Below are 15,001 nucleotides of genomic sequence, written 5' to 3' on the forward strand. Positions count from 1 at the left end.
ACTCCGGGCTGAAGGACTGCCCCGTTGCCTCGGCGACTAGAATGGTGCGGGTGAACATTCTGGACTTCCGTGGTGAGACCCTCAGCAAGCGATTCCTGGCCCAGCGTCTGCCTCGGGCCGCCGAGACCCACGCTGACATCGAACGGCGCGTGGCCGAGCTGCTCGAGACCGTGGCTGCGGGCGGATCGGAGGCGGTCAAGGACTTCACCGAACGTTTCGACGGGGTGCGCCCCACATCGCTGCGTGTGCCGGAAGCCGCACTCGACGCAGCGGAGGCTGCACTCGAACCGACGGTCAAATCAGCCCTCGTCGAATCCATCGACCGTGCCCGGAAGGTCGCTGCCGATCAGCGCCCCGCGGACGTGCGCACCGAACTGGCCCCGGGTGCCTTCGTCACCACCCGCCACCTGCCGATCGAGCGCGTCGGACTCTACGTCCCCGGCGGACTCGCTGTCTATCCCTCGACAGTGATCATGAACGTCGTTCCCGCGCAGACCGCCGGAGCACACTCACTGGCCATCGCCAGCCCGCCGCAGTCCGACGGCCTGCCCCACCCGACGGTGCTGGCCACTGCTCGCATCCTCGGCGTCGACGAGGTGTGGGCGATGGGCGGAGCCCAGGCGATCGGCGCATTGGCGTACGGCTTCGACGATGGGGAGGACCTCGAACCCGTCGATCTCATCACCGGACCCGGCAACGCGTACGTGGCTGCGGCCAAGTCCCTCGTCCGCTCGCAGGTCGGCATCGACGCGGTGGCCGGGCCGACGGAGATCATCATCCTCGCCGACGGGCAGGCCAACCCGCGCTTCGTCGCCGCCGACCTCATCAGCCAGGCCGAACACGACGAGCTCGCCGCCTCGGTGCTCGTGACCGATTCCCCGGAGCTCGCCGACCGGGTCAGGGCAGAGATCGAGAAGCAGGCGGCCGAGGCGATGCACACCGAACGCATCGCCGCGGCGCTGTCGGGGCGGCAGTCGGCCATCGTCCTCGTCGACGACCTCGATGCCGGCATCACCGTCGTCAACGGCTACGCGGGTGAACACGTCGAGATCCACACCGCCGAGGCTGCGGCCGTGGCGGGAAGGATCACAAACGGGGGAGCGGTGTTCCTCGGGGACTGGGCACCGGTCGCGCTCGGCGACTACTGCGCCGGATCGAACCACGTGCTGCCCACGATGGGCACCGCGGCACACGGTTCGGGCCTGGGTGTGCACTCGTTCATCAAGGTCAGTCAGGTCATCGACTATGATCGTGAGGCTCTGGCGGAGGTCGCCGGCCACATCGGTGCGCTGGCCGAGCGCGAACAGCTCCCGGCGCACGGCCGGGCCGTCGACATCAGATTCGAGGAGCAGTAATGCGTTGTCCCTTCTGCCGTGAGTCCGACTCCAGAGTCGTCGATTCGCGGACCAGCGAAGACGGTGCCGCGATCCGCAGGCGGCGGCAGTGTCGGCACTGTGGTCGTCGCTTCACGACGATGGAGGCCACGAGCCTGTCGGTGATCAAACGCTCCGGAGTCACCGAGGAGTTCTCCCGTCAGAAGATCATGTCGGGTGTGCGCAAGGCCTGCCAGGGTCGTCCGGTCAGCGACGACGATCTCGCGAAGCTCGCGCAGCGGGTCGAGGAGAACATCCGTTCGAAGGGCATCGCCGAGATCGATGCCGACGAGGTGGGCCTGTCGATCCTCGAGCCGCTGCGCGAACTCGACCAGGTCGCGTACCTGCGCTTCGCCAGCGTCTACCAGGGTTTCGACTCGCTCGAGGACTTCGAAGCGGCGATCGATTCGCTGCGTGCCGACGCCCACCTGCAGTCGGGTCGGACGAGGGAACCACAGCCCGAGGACTTCGCCGACTGAACGATTTCTGAGAATGCTCAGGATTCCTCTCAGAAATCTTCGTTCCGAGTACGTCCGCACAGGAATAGTTGTGTAGTATTGACAGTGCGCGCTACGGCGCGCGGCCGCTTGCGGTTCGGAGGGGAAGCCGAACCCAAGCGGCCTTTAACATTCACCCTCTTACTACCTGACGGCGGCCCAGCAACCTCGCGCAAGGTTGCTGGGCCGCCGTCAGGTAGCAAAAGGGTGAGGGTCAGCCGGCTTGGCGGATCGCCTCGGCGTCGAAGAGCTCACTGAGTTCGGTGCGCACGGAGGCAAGGATGCGCAGCCGCTCCGTCGTCCTCGTCAGGGCGACGTAGAGCCCGCCGATTCCCTCGTCGCTGCCCACCGGAGCGATACGCCCGGGCTCGACGATGATGACCGAGTCGAACTCGAGGCCCTTGGCCTGCTGCGGAGTGATGAGCGCGATCTGATGGTCGAGCCCGGTGGCCGACCGTCCGAAGTCGAAGTCGGCGAGCACCTCCGCGATGGGGTCGATGAGCTCCTCATCGGCGATGACGGCGATCTTCCCGCCCGCGGCCTCGGCGACCTCCTGCGCGGCCGCCTCGGCGAGGGATCCGAGCACATCGGATTCGGTGGCGAGGACGTCCAGACGAGGGTCCGCACCGCCCTGCCGCACCGATTCGACGAGCTCGAGCTGCGGGAAATGTCGGTGGAGGTACCGGTTCGCGAGGTCCATCACCGACTGCGGAGTGCGGTAGGAGACGGTGAGGACCTGCAGGGCGAAGCGGTCGCCGACGAATTCGGAGAGGATCGAACCCCACGTCCGGGCATTGTCGACCTGGGAGGATTGGGCGAGGTCGCCGACGACGGTGGCCGACTTCGAGGGCACGCGGCGGAAGAGCACCCGCCACTGCATGGGGGTCAGTTCCTGTGCCTCGTCGACGACGAGGTGGCCGTACGTCCATTCGCGGTCCTCGAGGGCACGCTCGGCCAGGGTCGTCGACGGACCCTGCTCCTCCCACCGGGCGGCGAGCATTTCCGCGGTGACCATGCCGCCGGTCTCGGTCATATCGACCACGGCCTCGGCATAGTCGCGGGCCGCATCGTCCCGGGCCTGCGTCGGCTGCGGGCTGGAGCCGAGCAGCTCAGCCAGTTCGTCGAGCAGCGGCACATCGGAGACGGTGAAGTCCTCGTGGTAGTTTTCCGACAGGGTCGCCTGCTCGGCCGGGCTCAGCAGTCGGCCCGCAGCAGACGCCAGCTTGTGTGGCTTGCCCAGCAGTGCGCGCAGCGCACCGGCGGGTCCGATGGGGAACCACGCGAGGTTGAGGGCGCGGCGGACGTCGACGGAGGAGCGCAGCTCCTCGAGCAGTTCCGGCAGCCGTTCGCCGGCCGCATCGAGGCCCATCTCACGGGCGAGGTCCTCGGCGAGGATCTTGAGCAGACCGGTGACGAAGCCGTTGCGGGCGGCATTGTGCGCATCGCCGCTGCGGCGGGCGCGATCCCGTGCACCGCGGACGTCCTTCCTCCGCAGCACGACGGTGTGCGAGCCGACCCGCAGCTCTTCGTCGTGGTCGGGTACGCGTTCGTAGTTCGCGACATGGTTCTTCAGCACCGTCGCCATGGTGATGCGACCCTTGATCTCGGCGACGGCGGGGGTGTCGACGGCGTCCGTGTCGAGTCCGGGATAGAGCTGACCGGGAGTGAGCAGCACGGCTCCGGTCTCGCCGAGGCTGGGCAGCACCTTCTCGATGTACTTGAGGAACACGGTCGAGGGCCCCACGAGGAGGACACCGGACTTCGCGATGCGTTCCCGGTGCCGGTAGAGGAGGAAGGCCGCACGATGCAGAGCGACCGCAGTCTTGCCGGTGCCCGGTCCTCCCTGGACGACGAGGACGCCGGAGAGGGGGCGGCGGATGATCGCGTCCTGTTCGGCTTGGATGGTGGCGACGATGTCGCCCATCCGTCCGGTGCGGTGGCTGGTGAGAGCGGCGAGCAGGGCTCCCTCGCCCTGGAGGTTCGACTTCTCGTGCTCGTCGAGGGCGTCGATGTCGAGCACATCGTCCTCGATGCCGGTGACCTTCCGATTGGCGGTGACGAGGTGACGGCGGCGCGTGACGCCGTCGGGGCTGGCCGCGGTCGACTGGTAGAAGCGTTCGGCGGCGGGGGCGCGCCAGTCGATGAGGATCTGCTGCCGCTGCTCATCGGTCAGCCCGATCCGACCGATGTAGGTGGGATCGGACTCGTCGACGAGGTCGAGGCGACCGAAGCACAGCCCCTCCTCGGCGCCGTCGAGGCGGATGAGCTGATCTTCGTACAGCGTGGCGAAGGCATCGCGTTCGGTGCGATGCTGGTGATTGCCTCCGACTTCGGAGATCCTCACGGTTCCCAGGCGGGCTGTCGTCTCCTCCCGCAGCACATCGAGACGGGCGTAGAGCTCGTCGAGCTTGGCCTGCTCGACGCGAATTTCTGAAGTTTCGGTCATCTCACCTTCTTGGGTCGGCATTCAATTATGCCGAACTTTCGGCGGCGACTGTAGTCACGACGTCATTTCACTTCGGGGCGTTTCTCACATTCGATCGGCAGGGCCCTGTCAGGCGGGGCGCCGGCATGGCCTCGTCGGGTGCAACCGCCTGCGAGGCGCAGCGGGTGGGTCACTCGGCTGGGCCCCGGCGGGTGGGCCACTCCCCAGGGCTCCGGCGGGCGCAGTCTCTTGTGGGGACCTGGAAGTAGTGGACACCCGAAGGGCCTTGGAGCCGCCCGGGCGCAGGCCGCAAGCGCCGTGCGGTCTCACCCTGGGGTGCCACCCCGCGGTCTCGCCTCTCACATCCCGAGGCGGGAGCGCAGACCATTCCCGGCCAGGAACGTCGCGGAACTCGCCGCGGTGCGCAGACTGCGATCGAGACCGGCCGTGTCCAAGGGCGTGTTCGATGCAAGGACGACGACATTGCCGCGTCGCCGTCCCTTGAGGATCGCCGGTTCGGTGGCCGCCGCCAGATGGGCGAAATGCTCCGAGAGGGCGGTGAGGTCCGACTTGAGGGTGCGGTGGCCACCGCCGTCGGGAACGTTGGCGACATAGAGACCGGAGCTCTTGAGCGCAGCGGCGCAGGAGGCGAAGAACTCTCCCGTCTGCAGCGCAGAGGGCACCGAGTCGTGGTCGAAGGCGTCGCGGATGATCACATCGAGGCTCTCGGGCCGGAACTTCCCGATCTCGACGGCGCCATCGCCGGCCCGCAGGGACAAGGCGGGGGAGCGGGGAAGGTCGAACCACTGCCGGGCGAAGTCGAGCAGCCTCGCATCGACATCGACGGCCGTCTGCTTCGACCCCGGTCGGGCAGCGTCGAGAGCGCGGGCCAGCGCGCAGCCGGCCGCACCGATGTGCACCGCTCGCAGCGAACCCGCAGGCAGCGAGACATCGATGGCTCGACGCATCCAGTCGAGATATTCGAAGTCGAGACGCTCGGGATCGCTGAGCGTGATCGAGGACGAGGGGACTCCGTTGACATGGAGGACGTAGGAATCGGCCTCCCCGTCGAGCTTCTCCAGGTGCGCCGTGCCAGTCGAGATGTCGACCACTTGAGAGCCGGGTGCTGTGTATATCCGTCGCTTCGCCACCCCTCACTTCTATGCCAGTCGCGCCGAGGAGGCAATTCGGCCCGACTCCACGTGGGGGCGAGACCCCCGACTTCGACGCCGATCGCCTGTGGAGGCAATCCCTCTGTCCACAGGGCGTCGGGCGTGCCTGTTCCGCGCCGAGGCGGATCGGCTGGAGTGGAGACCCGACCGCAGCGCCGCGGCCACGCACACGAGAAGAGGACACCCGATCATGGAGACACCGGCCCGAACCCCAGAGGACATCATCGGCATCATTCCCCACACGTTGGGCTACATACCCCGCGACAGCCTCGTCGCCGTGATCATCGGCACCGAGACCAACGGATCGCAGTCGAGCTCGACGACCCTGCGCGTCGACTTCACCCTCGAAACCGCCGCAGACATCCTCCTGACCGGCGGCAGCGGGTACGTCGACCTCATCGGTCGGGCCTGCGCGGTCACCGGTGTCTTCCTCGTCGTCTACGACGAGGGCTACCAGCCGATCACCCCGCTGACGGGAAGCGGTGATCAACCGACCATCGGCGAGGCGGCCGGCAGCAGAATCGTGCCGACTCCCGCCGAGACAGCCCCCGCCGCGGATGAAGCCGCGGAGACGACCCCCGCCGAGACCACCCCCGCCGAGACCACCCCCGCGGATGGGGCCGACTGCGAGGATGCCGCCGTCCATCGCGGGCTCGTCCGCGCCGCCATCGACGAACTCGCCCAGTCATTCGCCTCAGCGGGAATCGACACGCTCTGCGCATGGTGGGTGAGCCAGGAGCAGTTCGGTCGCATCGACGACGACGGGGACGACTCCACGCCTCTCATCGCAGCGACGACCTCGCCATGCGCCACGGAACTCATCGCTGCGGGATCGAATCCGGTCGGCACTCCACAGGAGCTGGTCATCGCCCCGATGACGGCCCAGGCCTTCGCCCACAGTCGACGAGGACACACGGGCGAATGGATGGGCACGGACGATGCGTTCGTCATCCTCGCCGATGTCTATGCGCGACTGGACGCGATCCGTGCGGACGACGAACCCATCGACGTGACCCATCTGCATGCGATGCTTGACCTGCCGACCGTGATGGCCATCGACGCGCTCCTGGCCGAGAAATGGTCACGCGATGCGCTGGAGATGATCCTCAGCTTCGATCACCCGGACTTCCCACCTTCACTGGTCACCCGACTCGACGGAGAGCAGCTGTGCGACCGCTCCCGTCGGTTCAGCGCCCGGTCCGAATCGGCGCAGGAGATCGTCGGACTCTCAGCACGGGCCCCACGTCCACGAGACGTCATGCTCACCATCGCCTTCCTCAAGGAGTACCTGCCGATGTGTCATCCGCGGGTGCGTGCCGACACCTATGCCGTCATCGCATGGTTCGAGTGGGCGTTGGGCGGGTCGACGATGGCGGACAGCTACGCCAGAGCCGCGACCGACATCGACCCCGAACACGGACTGGCGAAGCTCGTCGTGCGTGCCGTACGGTTGGGATTCCTGCCGCGCTGGCTCATGGAGAGCGAGCCTTCTTCCTTCTGAGTCGCTCGGTTCGCCGATTCGCAATGCCGGGAATAACGTGCGAAAATTAGGCGTTGACCCAGTCATTGCATGATGGGCGAGCTATGCGTTCGCCCCGGACCGTACAGCGGACCACTTGACTTGGGTCTTAGTACTGTCCGAATGCATGGGGAAGTTTCAACGCTCGCGAAAGGTGAACACGTGCCGAGAGTCGACAAGGAATCCACAACGGTGACAGAGAAGTCGGAGGGAACTGCCGGCACGACCTCGACCGGTGGATCCAAGACCACTGCGGCGTCGAAGTCCACTGCGAAGAAGACGACGAAGACGTCGAGCTCTGCCGGAACCAAGACAACCGCCGCGAAGTCGACGACGGCGAAGTCGGCTGCGAAGAGCGAGACCGCTGCGGCCAAGAAGACCACGGCGGCGAAGAAGACCGCTGCCGAGAAGCCGGCCGAGACGAAGTCGGCGACCAAGGCCACCTCGAAGGCGACTGCCGCCAAGGAAGCGAAGAAGGCGACCAAGGCGAAGAAGACCGACGACGACATCGACACCACCGAGGAGGTCGAGCCCACCGCGGACGCCCTGGCGACCGAGGAGAGCCCCGCCGAAGCGACCGAGACGAAGAACTCGGAAGAGAAGGAGAAGAACGCCGCCGTGGCCGAGGCCGGCGGATTCATCGTCTCCGACGCCGACGAGGAGGACGCTCCCGCCCAGCAGGTCGTCTCCGCGGGTGCCACGGCCGACCCGGTCAAGGACTACCTCAAGCAGATCGGCAAGGTGGCGCTGCTCAATGCCGCCGAGGAGGTCGATCTGGCCAAGCGGATCGAGGCAGGCATGTATGCCGAGCACCTCCTCGACTCCGGCGAGGTGAAGGATCCGCGCGAGACGATGGACTACAAGTGGATCATCCACGACGGTCGGATCGCGAAGAACCACCTGCTCGAGGCGAACCTCCGCCTCGTCGTGTCTCTGGCCAAGCGCTACACCGGCCGCGGCATGCTCTTCCTCGACCTCATCCAGGAAGGCAACCTCGGTCTCATCCGCGCCGTCGAGAAGTTCGACTACACCAAGGGCTTCAAGTTCTCGACCTACGCCACGTGGTGGATCCGTCAGGCCATCACCCGCGCCATGGCCGACCAGGCCCGCACCATCCGCATCCCCGTGCACATGGTCGAGGTCATCAACAAGCTCGCCCGTGTGCAGCGTCAGATGCTGCAGGATCTCGGTCGCGAGCCGACCCCCGAAGAGCTTGCGAAGGAACTCGACATGACGCCCGAACGCGTCGTCGAGGTCCAGAAATACGGTCGTGAGCCCATCTCGCTCCACACGCCACTGGGCGAGGACGGCGATTCGGAGTTCGGTGACCTCATCGAAGACTCCGAAGCCGTCGTACCGTCGGATTCGGTGAGCTTCACCCTCCTGCAGGAGCAGCTGCACTCGGTCCTCGACACGCTCTCCGAGCGCGAGGCCGGTGTGGTGTCCATGCGCTTCGGACTCAACGACGGTCAGCCGAAGACCCTTGATGAGATCGGCAAGGTCTACGGCGTCACTCGTGAGCGGATCCGCCAGATAGAGTCGAAGACGATGGCGAAGCTGCGTCACCCGTCCCGCTCGCAGGTTCTGCGCGACTATCTCGACTGAAATCCGTCCGGCTCGCACGGCGGCGTCGCCTCGTCTCGGAGACGCCGCCGAAGGAGCAACAGTGAACGAACGCCCCTGGGATCTCCCCGGGGGCGTTCGTCATCCTCGGGGCGAAGCGGCTCAGTACCAGTCGACGATGCCGTCGAACAGCGCGTCCGCGTACTTCTTCTGCCCGGACTTCGACTCCATGAGCTTCGCCTCGTCCGGGTTGCGCATCTCCCCGCACTCGACGATGACCGCGGGCACGGAGGCATTGTTGAGGCCGGCCAGATCGGGTCGGCGGCTGATCGCATCCCTGCCGTAGGCGCGGTTCGGGGTGAAGGTCTTGCCCATCGACGTCCCGATCGACTCCGCCAGAACAGTCGAGGCCTTCTCCGTCTTCTCATCCGCGCCGGGGTCGGCGACGATGACGTGAAATCCCTTCGCCGATGTCGACTCGGCTCCGTCGGCATGGATGCTCACGAGCAGATCCGCATCGTCGGCGAACGTGCCGCGTTCGTCGACGCAGGGGCCGACGCCCTTGTTGTCCTTGCGGCTGAGTACGACGGTCGCCCCCGCATCTTCGAGCGAATCGCGCAGGCGTTGTCCCACCGCCCACGTGAAGTCGGCTTCCGGGTAGTCCGATTCCGTCGCCGTACCGGTCGTATTGCAGGCCTTCGTACCGCCGCGTCCGTCGGGAACCTGCTTGTTGATCTCGGTCGGGTGTGACGCGTTTCCGCCGTTGTGACCGGGATCGATCGCGATCGTCTTGCCCTTGAGGTCGACTTCGGCCTCATCGCTCGCCGAGGTGGTGCTCCCTGTGCCGCGATCCCCGCCGTCCGTCTTGTCAGCCGCGGTGGTCTCGGAGTCCTTCGACGTCGGTGCCGACGGAGCGGGGGCGTCTGTTCCGCAGGCGGCGAGACCGGGGAGGAGGAGAACAGCGGTGAGCAGGAGGCTCGGTGCGAGAGTGCGGTGGGGCATGGTGTCCATTGTCCCGCACAACTGCGGGATCTGTCGGTCGCCGTCGGAATCGGCTGCCGACACGGCCCGCGGGAAATAGGGTCCCGCGCTCACAGCGATTAGAATTTAATCGAACGAGAGGAATTCAGTGGAAGACGAAAGCTACGGCGCCAGGCACCTGTCCGTCCTGTCCGGTCTCGAGGCGGTGCGCAAGCGCCCCGGCATGTACATCGGCACGACCGACTCCCGCGGTCTCATGCACTGCCTGTGGGAGATCATCGACAACAGCGTCGACGAAGCCCTCGGCGGCCACGGATCCGAGATCCTCATCGAGCTCGCCGCCGACGGGTCGGTCGCCGTGACCGACAAGGGACGCGGCATTCCCGTCGACATCGAACCGAAGACGGGCCTGACCGGAGTCGAGGTCGTGCTGACCAAACTCCACGCCGGCGGCAAGTTCGGCGGATCCTCCTATGCCGCATCGGGCGGTCTGCACGGCGTCGGCGCCTCCGTCGTCAACGCCCTGTCCGCCCGCCTCGACGTCGAGGTCACCCGCGGGTCGAAGGTGCACAAGATGTCCTTCCGCCGCGGCGTTCCCGGACGCTTCGACGACTCCTCGGGGCAGCCGAGCCCGGACAATCCCTTCGAAGAGTTCCAGGAACCGACCGGCCTCGACATCGTCGGTAAGGCCAAACGCGGGGCCACGGGCACCCGCGTCCAGTACTGGGCGGATCCGCAGATCTTCCTCGCCAAGGCCCAGTTCGACTACCAGCACCTCATCGAACGAGCACGGCAGACGGCGTTCCTCGTCCCCGGTCTCGAGCTGCGCATCATCGATCGGCGCGGTGTCGCCCGCGATGAGACCGGAGTGGTCATCGCCGAACGCGAAGAGGTCTTCAAGTTCGACGGCGGCATCACCGAATTCGTCGACCATCTCTCCATCGACCCGCCGATGACGGACACCTGGCGCCTGCAGAACACCGGCACCTTCAAGGAGACCGTGCCGGTGCTCGACTCCTCGGGCCACCTCGAGTCCAAAGAGGTCGAACGCGAGGTCGGCGTCGACGTCGCACTGCGGTGGGGGACCGGGTACGACACGAAGCTCAAGTCATTCGTCAACGTCGTCGCCACCCCGCACGGCGGCACCCACCTCGCCGGGTTCGAGCAGGCCTGCCTCAAAGCGCTGCGCAAGGCCGCCGACGCCAACGCCCGCAAACTCAAGATGGGCAAGGACAAGCTCGAGAAGGACGATGTCCTCGCCGGTCTGACCGCCGTGGTCACCGTCCAGCTCGCCGAACCCCAGTTCGAGGGCCAGACGAAGGAAGTGCTCGGCACCGCCGCCGTCAGGCAGATCGTCGCGAAGACCGTCGAGACCCAGCTCGGCGACATCCTCGCTTCGACCAAGCGCGCGGAGAAGCAGCAGGCCGCTGTCCTCATGGAGAAGGTCGTGGCCGAAATGAAGTCGCGTATCTCCGCCCGCACCCACAAGGAGAACCAACGTCGCAAGACCGCGCTCGAGGCCTCCTCGCTGCCGGCGAAGCTCTATGACTGCCGCGACAACGGGGTGGAGAACACGGAGCTGTTCATCGTCGAGGGCGATTCGGCGATGGGTACGGCCAAGGCGGCCCGCAACTCCGACCACCAGGCGCTGTTCCCCATCCGCGGGAAGATCCTCAACGTGCAGAAGGCCACCCTGGCCGACATGCTCGCCAATGTCGAGTGCTCGGCGCTCATCCAGGTCATCGGTGCCGGTTCCGGGCGCAGCTTCGATCTCGAATCGGCCCGCTACGGTCGCGTCATCATCATGACCGACGCCGATGTCGACGGCGCGCACATCCGCACGCTGCTGCTCACTCTCTTCTTCCGGTACATGAAGCCGATGGTCGAAGCCGGACGTGTCTTCGCCGCTGTTCCGCCGTTGCACCGGGTCGAGGTCGTGACGAAGCGCGGGACGCCGAACGACATCGTCTACACCTACACCGAGGCGGAGTTGCACGCGCTGCTCAAGAAGCTCGAGAAGCAGAAGAAGGCGTACAAAGAGCCCATCCAGCGCTACAAGGGACTCGGCGAGATGGACGCCGACCAGCTGGCCGAGACGACCATGGATCCGAGCATGCGAACCCTGCGGCGGGTGACGATGGCCGACGCCGAGGCGGCGGAGAACACCTTCGAACTCCTCATGGGCTCATCGGTGGGACCGCGCAAGGAATTCATCGTCTCCGGCGCCGCCGTCCTCGACGCCGAACGCATCGACTCGTGAGGTGAGGGGTCTCCATACTCGAGACGGGGCGCGTCAACTCGTCAGGTGAAATGACTCGAGACGTGAGTTGAGGCGCTGAGATTCCTCAGGCGAGTCCCGCACGCATCGCGGGCTGCTCAGATCCCGAAGGCCGCCGGAGCGAGGATGAGCGTCGTCGGCACGAGCAGGAGCACCACAGCCAGTCCGATCGACATCAGCCGAACCGGGATCCTGGCTGAATCCAATGGGCGCGAGAGCCTGCGAATGCGCTGCTTCGAGAGTTCGCTGCGGTGGTCGGGGCTGATGGCAGCGGCCGAGCGCACCGCGCGGGCGAGGATCTGCGGATCCACATGCTCGCGGGCCTCGTCGTCGGCCATGAGTTCGATGAGCTGATTCACCGAGTTCAGCCCGATCGCCGTGGCGGAGAAGTACGGGAGCGCCTGGTGCCAGGCGGCAAAGGGGATGACGAGCACGTCGTGCCGGAAGTCCAGGTGGGCTCGCTCATGGGCGATGACCGCGGTTCGCTCCTCCTCATCGAGGGCCTCGATCAGCCCGGTCGACAGCACCGCTGTGCCCTTCCTCGGCCCCTTGGGCAGACAGTAGGCGACCACCTCGTCGGTGGTGATGATCCGGGTATCGGGGTACGTCGCCGAGGGCTCGCTCAGCAGGTGGAGGATCTCATCGTGGCGCAGGCGGGCCCTGCGCGCTGAGTAGAAGGTCAGGATCAGGCATCCGAGCAGCCTGCCGATGAGCAGCACGGCGATGATGAGGAAGATCCACGCCATGATCGAGAGCTGGGCGTGGGACTCACCGCGTGCAAGAGAGACGATGCCCGACGGCAGGCTCGTTGCTCCCGGCGCGACGGCGAAGGCGAGGGCGGCACCGATGAGGGACAGGCCGCCGGAGAGCCCGACGGCCTGCCAGAGGACGACCTCTGAGATCGGATCGCCGCGGAAGCGGGCGAGAGCCGCAGGGATCGGCCACGCGAGCAAGAATGCCAACACGGCCAGAATCAGACCCACGATGGTCATTGACGTGACCGATCTGGGTCAGGAATGTGTCGAGTGATTGCGCCCGAGCAGATTGCGCAGCGCCTTGGTGTCGGCCTCCGAGACGGTGCCGAGGAATCGCGCGAGCACGGCCTGGCGGTCGGGGGCCTGTGAGAGCATCTCCGTCATCAGCTCGGCGACGTGATCCTCACGAGTGGACACCGCGAGGTAGCGGTGAGGTCGGATGCTGCGATCGCGGGTGACGAAGCCCTTCTTCTCCAGACGGGAGAGGACGGTGTGCACCGTCGTCAAGGCGAGTTCCCGGTCGGCGAGGACCTCACGCAGTTCAGCTGCACTCAGCCCGTCATCATGCACCCAGATGGCGTCCATGACGCTGCGTTCGAGTTCACCAAGTGTTCCCACAGTTTCCAAGTCCTCATCATCTGCGAATTGTCGTTGTCATGAGTATATCTCTACAGGCTGTCGAATTCCAGGCGAAGCCGCGCCGATCGGGCTGGGATTCTCTGGCCCGGGCGCTGACCCGAGGCGCATACTTGGTACGGGGAATCTTGGATGACGGAATGGGGGCGGTCAGGGTTCTACCGCATGTAGAATTCTACGTGACGTAGAAATACTGCCCTCGGGAAACTTGAATGGAGAGCCCATGGATCTCGACCCGGTCCTCATCGGACGGTGGCAATTCGGAATCACCACCGTCTATCACTTCTGGATGGTGCCGCTGACTCTGGGACTCGGCATGCTCGTGGCGATCCTGCAGACGGTCTACCACCGCACCGGCAACGAGGTCTACCTGCGGGCCACGAAATTCTTCGGCAAGCTCTTCCTCATCAACTTCATCATGGGTGTGGCCACCGGTCTCGTCCAGGAATTCCAGTTCGGTATGGCCTGGAGCGAGTACTCCCGCTTCGTCGGCGACGTCTTCGGAGCGCCCCTGGCACTCGAGGCGCTGCTGGCCTTCTTCCTCGAATCGACGTTCCTCGGCCTGTGGATCTTCGGGTGGGGACGGCTGCCCCGGGCGGTCCACCTCGGTGCGCTGTGGTGTGCGGTCATCGGCTCCTGGATCTCCGCCTACTTCATCATCGTCGCGAACTCATGGATGCAGCACCCCGTCGGGGTCGAACTCGTCGACGGCAAGCCTGTGATGACCGACGTGTGGGCGGTGCTCGGCAACAACACCGCGATCGCCGCCTATACCCACACACTCTTCGGGGCACTGGCCGTGGGCGGCTCGTTCCTGCTCGGCATCTCCTGGTACCACCTCTATCATCGCCGCAAGGACGGCATCGACACCGTCGGGCCCGACGGAAAGGTCATCGTCGGCGAATCCACGGACTTGCCGGGTCGCGACAAGACCGACCATGCGGTGTGGATCAAGTCCCTGCGCATCGGCGCCCTCGTCGGCATCATCGCCTTCGCCGGCGTCTCCATCACCGGCGACGTGCAGGCGAAGCTGATGTTCGAACAGCAGCCGATGAAGATGGCCTCTGCGGAAGCAGCATGTCACGACGGCACCCAGTTCTCCGTGCTCACGATCGCAGACCCGTCCTCGAACGACTGCGACGGGGTGCAGAACATCTTTGAGATCCCCGGTCTGCTCTCCTTCCTCGCCAAAGGCGACTTCTCCACCCCGGTCCATGGGGTCACGACCCTGCTGCCGGAATACCAGGATCGCTACGGCACCCACATTCCCGACGACCCTCGCTACGGCGAACACGCCGGCGAGGCGATCAACTACCAGCCCATCATGATCGTCACCTACTGGGGATTCCGGATGATGATCGGCTTCGGAGCGCTGGCCGCCGGGGTCTGCCTCATCGGACTGTGGTGGGCACGCAAGGGCACAGTGCCGCAGTCGAAGTGGCTCAGCCGCGGATTCCTGCTGGCGATCACCGCGCCCTTCATTGCGAACTCAGCCGGGTGGATCTTCACCGAGATGGGCCGCCAGCCCTTCGTCGTCGCTCCCAACCCGGCCCAGCTCGACGGGGTGTACATGTACACGCAGGCGGCGCTGTCACCAGAGGTGACCCCGGGTATGCTGCTGTTCTCGCTGATCAGCCTCACTCTCGTCTACGGGGTGCTGATGGTCGTCGAACTGCGGCTGCTCACGACCTATGTCAAGGGCGGGGTCGCCTCGGCGATGCCCGAATTGGAAGCGAAGAAGACGTCCAAGCCCACGATCACCGACGACGGCGATGATGTGCTGTCGTTCGCCTACTGAGGAG

11 protein-coding genes are annotated in these 15,001 nt (G+C 65.9%); 6 read left to right on the forward strand and 5 right to left on the reverse strand.

What is annotated here, in order from left to right; translation table 11 throughout:
* The first annotated feature begins 41 nt into the window (after window positions 1-41).
* Complete coding sequence (hisD, locus tag HK401_RS03720; RefSeq protein ID WP_181273348.1) at window positions 42-1,355, forward strand: histidinol dehydrogenase; 1,314 nt, start codon at window positions 42-44, stop codon at window positions 1,353-1,355.
* Entirely contained in the window at window positions 1,355-1,852 is a 498-nt protein-coding gene (gene nrdR / locus HK401_RS03725) for a transcriptional regulator NrdR (RefSeq protein WP_181273349.1), read from the forward strand. The genes hisD and nrdR overlap by 1 nt, the downstream gene beginning before the upstream one ends.
* A gap of 232 nt (window positions 1,853-2,084) precedes the next feature.
* Here the strand turns inward: nrdR and HK401_RS03730 are convergent, their stop codons facing one another.
* On the reverse strand, window positions 2,085-4,316 hold the full coding sequence (locus HK401_RS03730; protein WP_181273350.1) for a HelD family protein: 2,232 nt from the start codon (window positions 4,314-4,316) through the stop codon (window positions 2,085-2,087).
* Between the two features lie 338 nt (window positions 4,317-4,654).
* Complete coding sequence (locus HK401_RS03735; protein WP_309135902.1) at window positions 4,655-5,407, reverse strand: spermidine synthase; 753 nt, start codon at window positions 5,405-5,407, stop codon at window positions 4,655-4,657.
* 250 nt (window positions 5,408-5,657) lie between these two features.
* Between HK401_RS03735 and HK401_RS03740 the strand changes: the two genes are divergently transcribed.
* On the forward strand, window positions 5,658-6,968 hold the full coding sequence (locus HK401_RS03740) for a DUF4192 family protein (RefSeq protein WP_181273352.1): 1,311 nt from the start codon (window positions 5,658-5,660) through the stop codon (window positions 6,966-6,968).
* Window positions 6,969-7,109: 141 nt separating this feature from the next.
* Entirely contained in the window at window positions 7,110-8,591 is a 1,482-nt protein-coding gene (locus tag HK401_RS03745; protein WP_181273353.1) for an RNA polymerase sigma factor, read from the forward strand.
* Between the two features lie 120 nt (window positions 8,592-8,711).
* On the opposite strand, the gene HK401_RS03750 is transcribed toward HK401_RS03745, so the two are convergent.
* Window positions 8,712-9,551 (reverse strand): N-acetylmuramoyl-L-alanine amidase, encoded by an 840-nt coding sequence (locus HK401_RS03750; protein WP_181273354.1) that lies wholly within the window; start codon window positions 9,549-9,551, stop codon window positions 8,712-8,714.
* Window positions 9,552-9,678: 127 nt separating this feature from the next.
* Here HK401_RS03750 and HK401_RS03755 point away from each other — a divergent pair, with 127 nt between their 5' ends.
* Window positions 9,679-11,790, forward strand: a complete 2,112-nt coding sequence (locus tag HK401_RS03755; protein ID WP_181273355.1) for a DNA gyrase/topoisomerase IV subunit B — start codon at window positions 9,679-9,681, stop codon at window positions 11,788-11,790.
* Between the two features lie 116 nt (window positions 11,791-11,906).
* Here HK401_RS03755 and HK401_RS03760 read toward each other — a convergent pair whose 3' ends face one another.
* Together HK401_RS03760 and HK401_RS03765 are read right to left on the reverse strand one after the other, a co-directional pair.
* Window positions 11,907-12,773: a M56 family metallopeptidase gene (locus tag HK401_RS03760; RefSeq protein WP_309135923.1), complete on the reverse strand. Its 867-nt coding sequence runs from the start codon at window positions 12,771-12,773 to the stop codon at window positions 11,907-11,909.
* A 45-nt stretch (window positions 12,774-12,818) separates the two neighbouring features.
* A complete protein-coding gene (locus tag HK401_RS03765; RefSeq protein ID WP_166975994.1) occupies window positions 12,819-13,181 on the reverse strand; it encodes a BlaI/MecI/CopY family transcriptional regulator in 363 nt (120 codons plus the stop codon).
* A gap of 241 nt (window positions 13,182-13,422) precedes the next feature.
* On the opposite strand from HK401_RS03765, the gene HK401_RS03770 reads away from it, so the two are divergent.
* Window positions 13,423-14,997 (forward strand): cytochrome ubiquinol oxidase subunit I, encoded by a 1,575-nt coding sequence (locus tag HK401_RS03770; protein WP_181273357.1) that lies wholly within the window; start codon window positions 13,423-13,425, stop codon window positions 14,995-14,997.
* The last annotated feature ends 4 nt before the right edge of the window (window positions 14,998-15,001 follow it).

It is taken from the genome of Brevibacterium oceani, assembly GCF_013623835.1.
GTDB classification, from domain to species: Bacteria; Actinomycetota; Actinomycetes; order Actinomycetales; family Brevibacteriaceae; genus Brevibacterium; species Brevibacterium oceani.

What these genes read in the sequence shown, in the direction of transcription:
- hisD (WP_181273348.1), top strand. Translation starts at nt 42, where the DNA reads ATGGTGCGGGTGAACATTCTGGACTTCCGTGGTGAGACCCTCAGCAAG.
- nrdR (WP_181273349.1), top strand. Translation starts at nt 1,355, where the DNA reads ATGCGTTGTCCCTTCTGCCGTGAGTCCGACTCCAGAGTCGTCGATTCG.
- HK401_RS03730 (WP_181273350.1), bottom strand. Translation starts at nt 4,316, where the DNA reads ATGACCGAAACTTCAGAAATTCGCGTCGAGCAGGCCAAGCTCGACGAG.
- HK401_RS03740 (WP_181273352.1), top strand. Translation starts at nt 5,658, where the DNA reads ATGGAGACACCGGCCCGAACCCCAGAGGACATCATCGGCATCATTCCC.
- HK401_RS03745 (WP_181273353.1), top strand. Translation starts at nt 7,110, where the DNA reads ATGCATGGGGAAGTTTCAACGCTCGCGAAAGGTGAACACGTGCCGAGA.
- HK401_RS03750 (WP_181273354.1), bottom strand. Translation starts at nt 9,551, where the DNA reads ATGCCCCACCGCACTCTCGCACCGAGCCTCCTGCTCACCGCTGTTCTC.
- HK401_RS03770 (WP_181273357.1), top strand. Translation starts at nt 13,423, where the DNA reads ATGGATCTCGACCCGGTCCTCATCGGACGGTGGCAATTCGGAATCACC.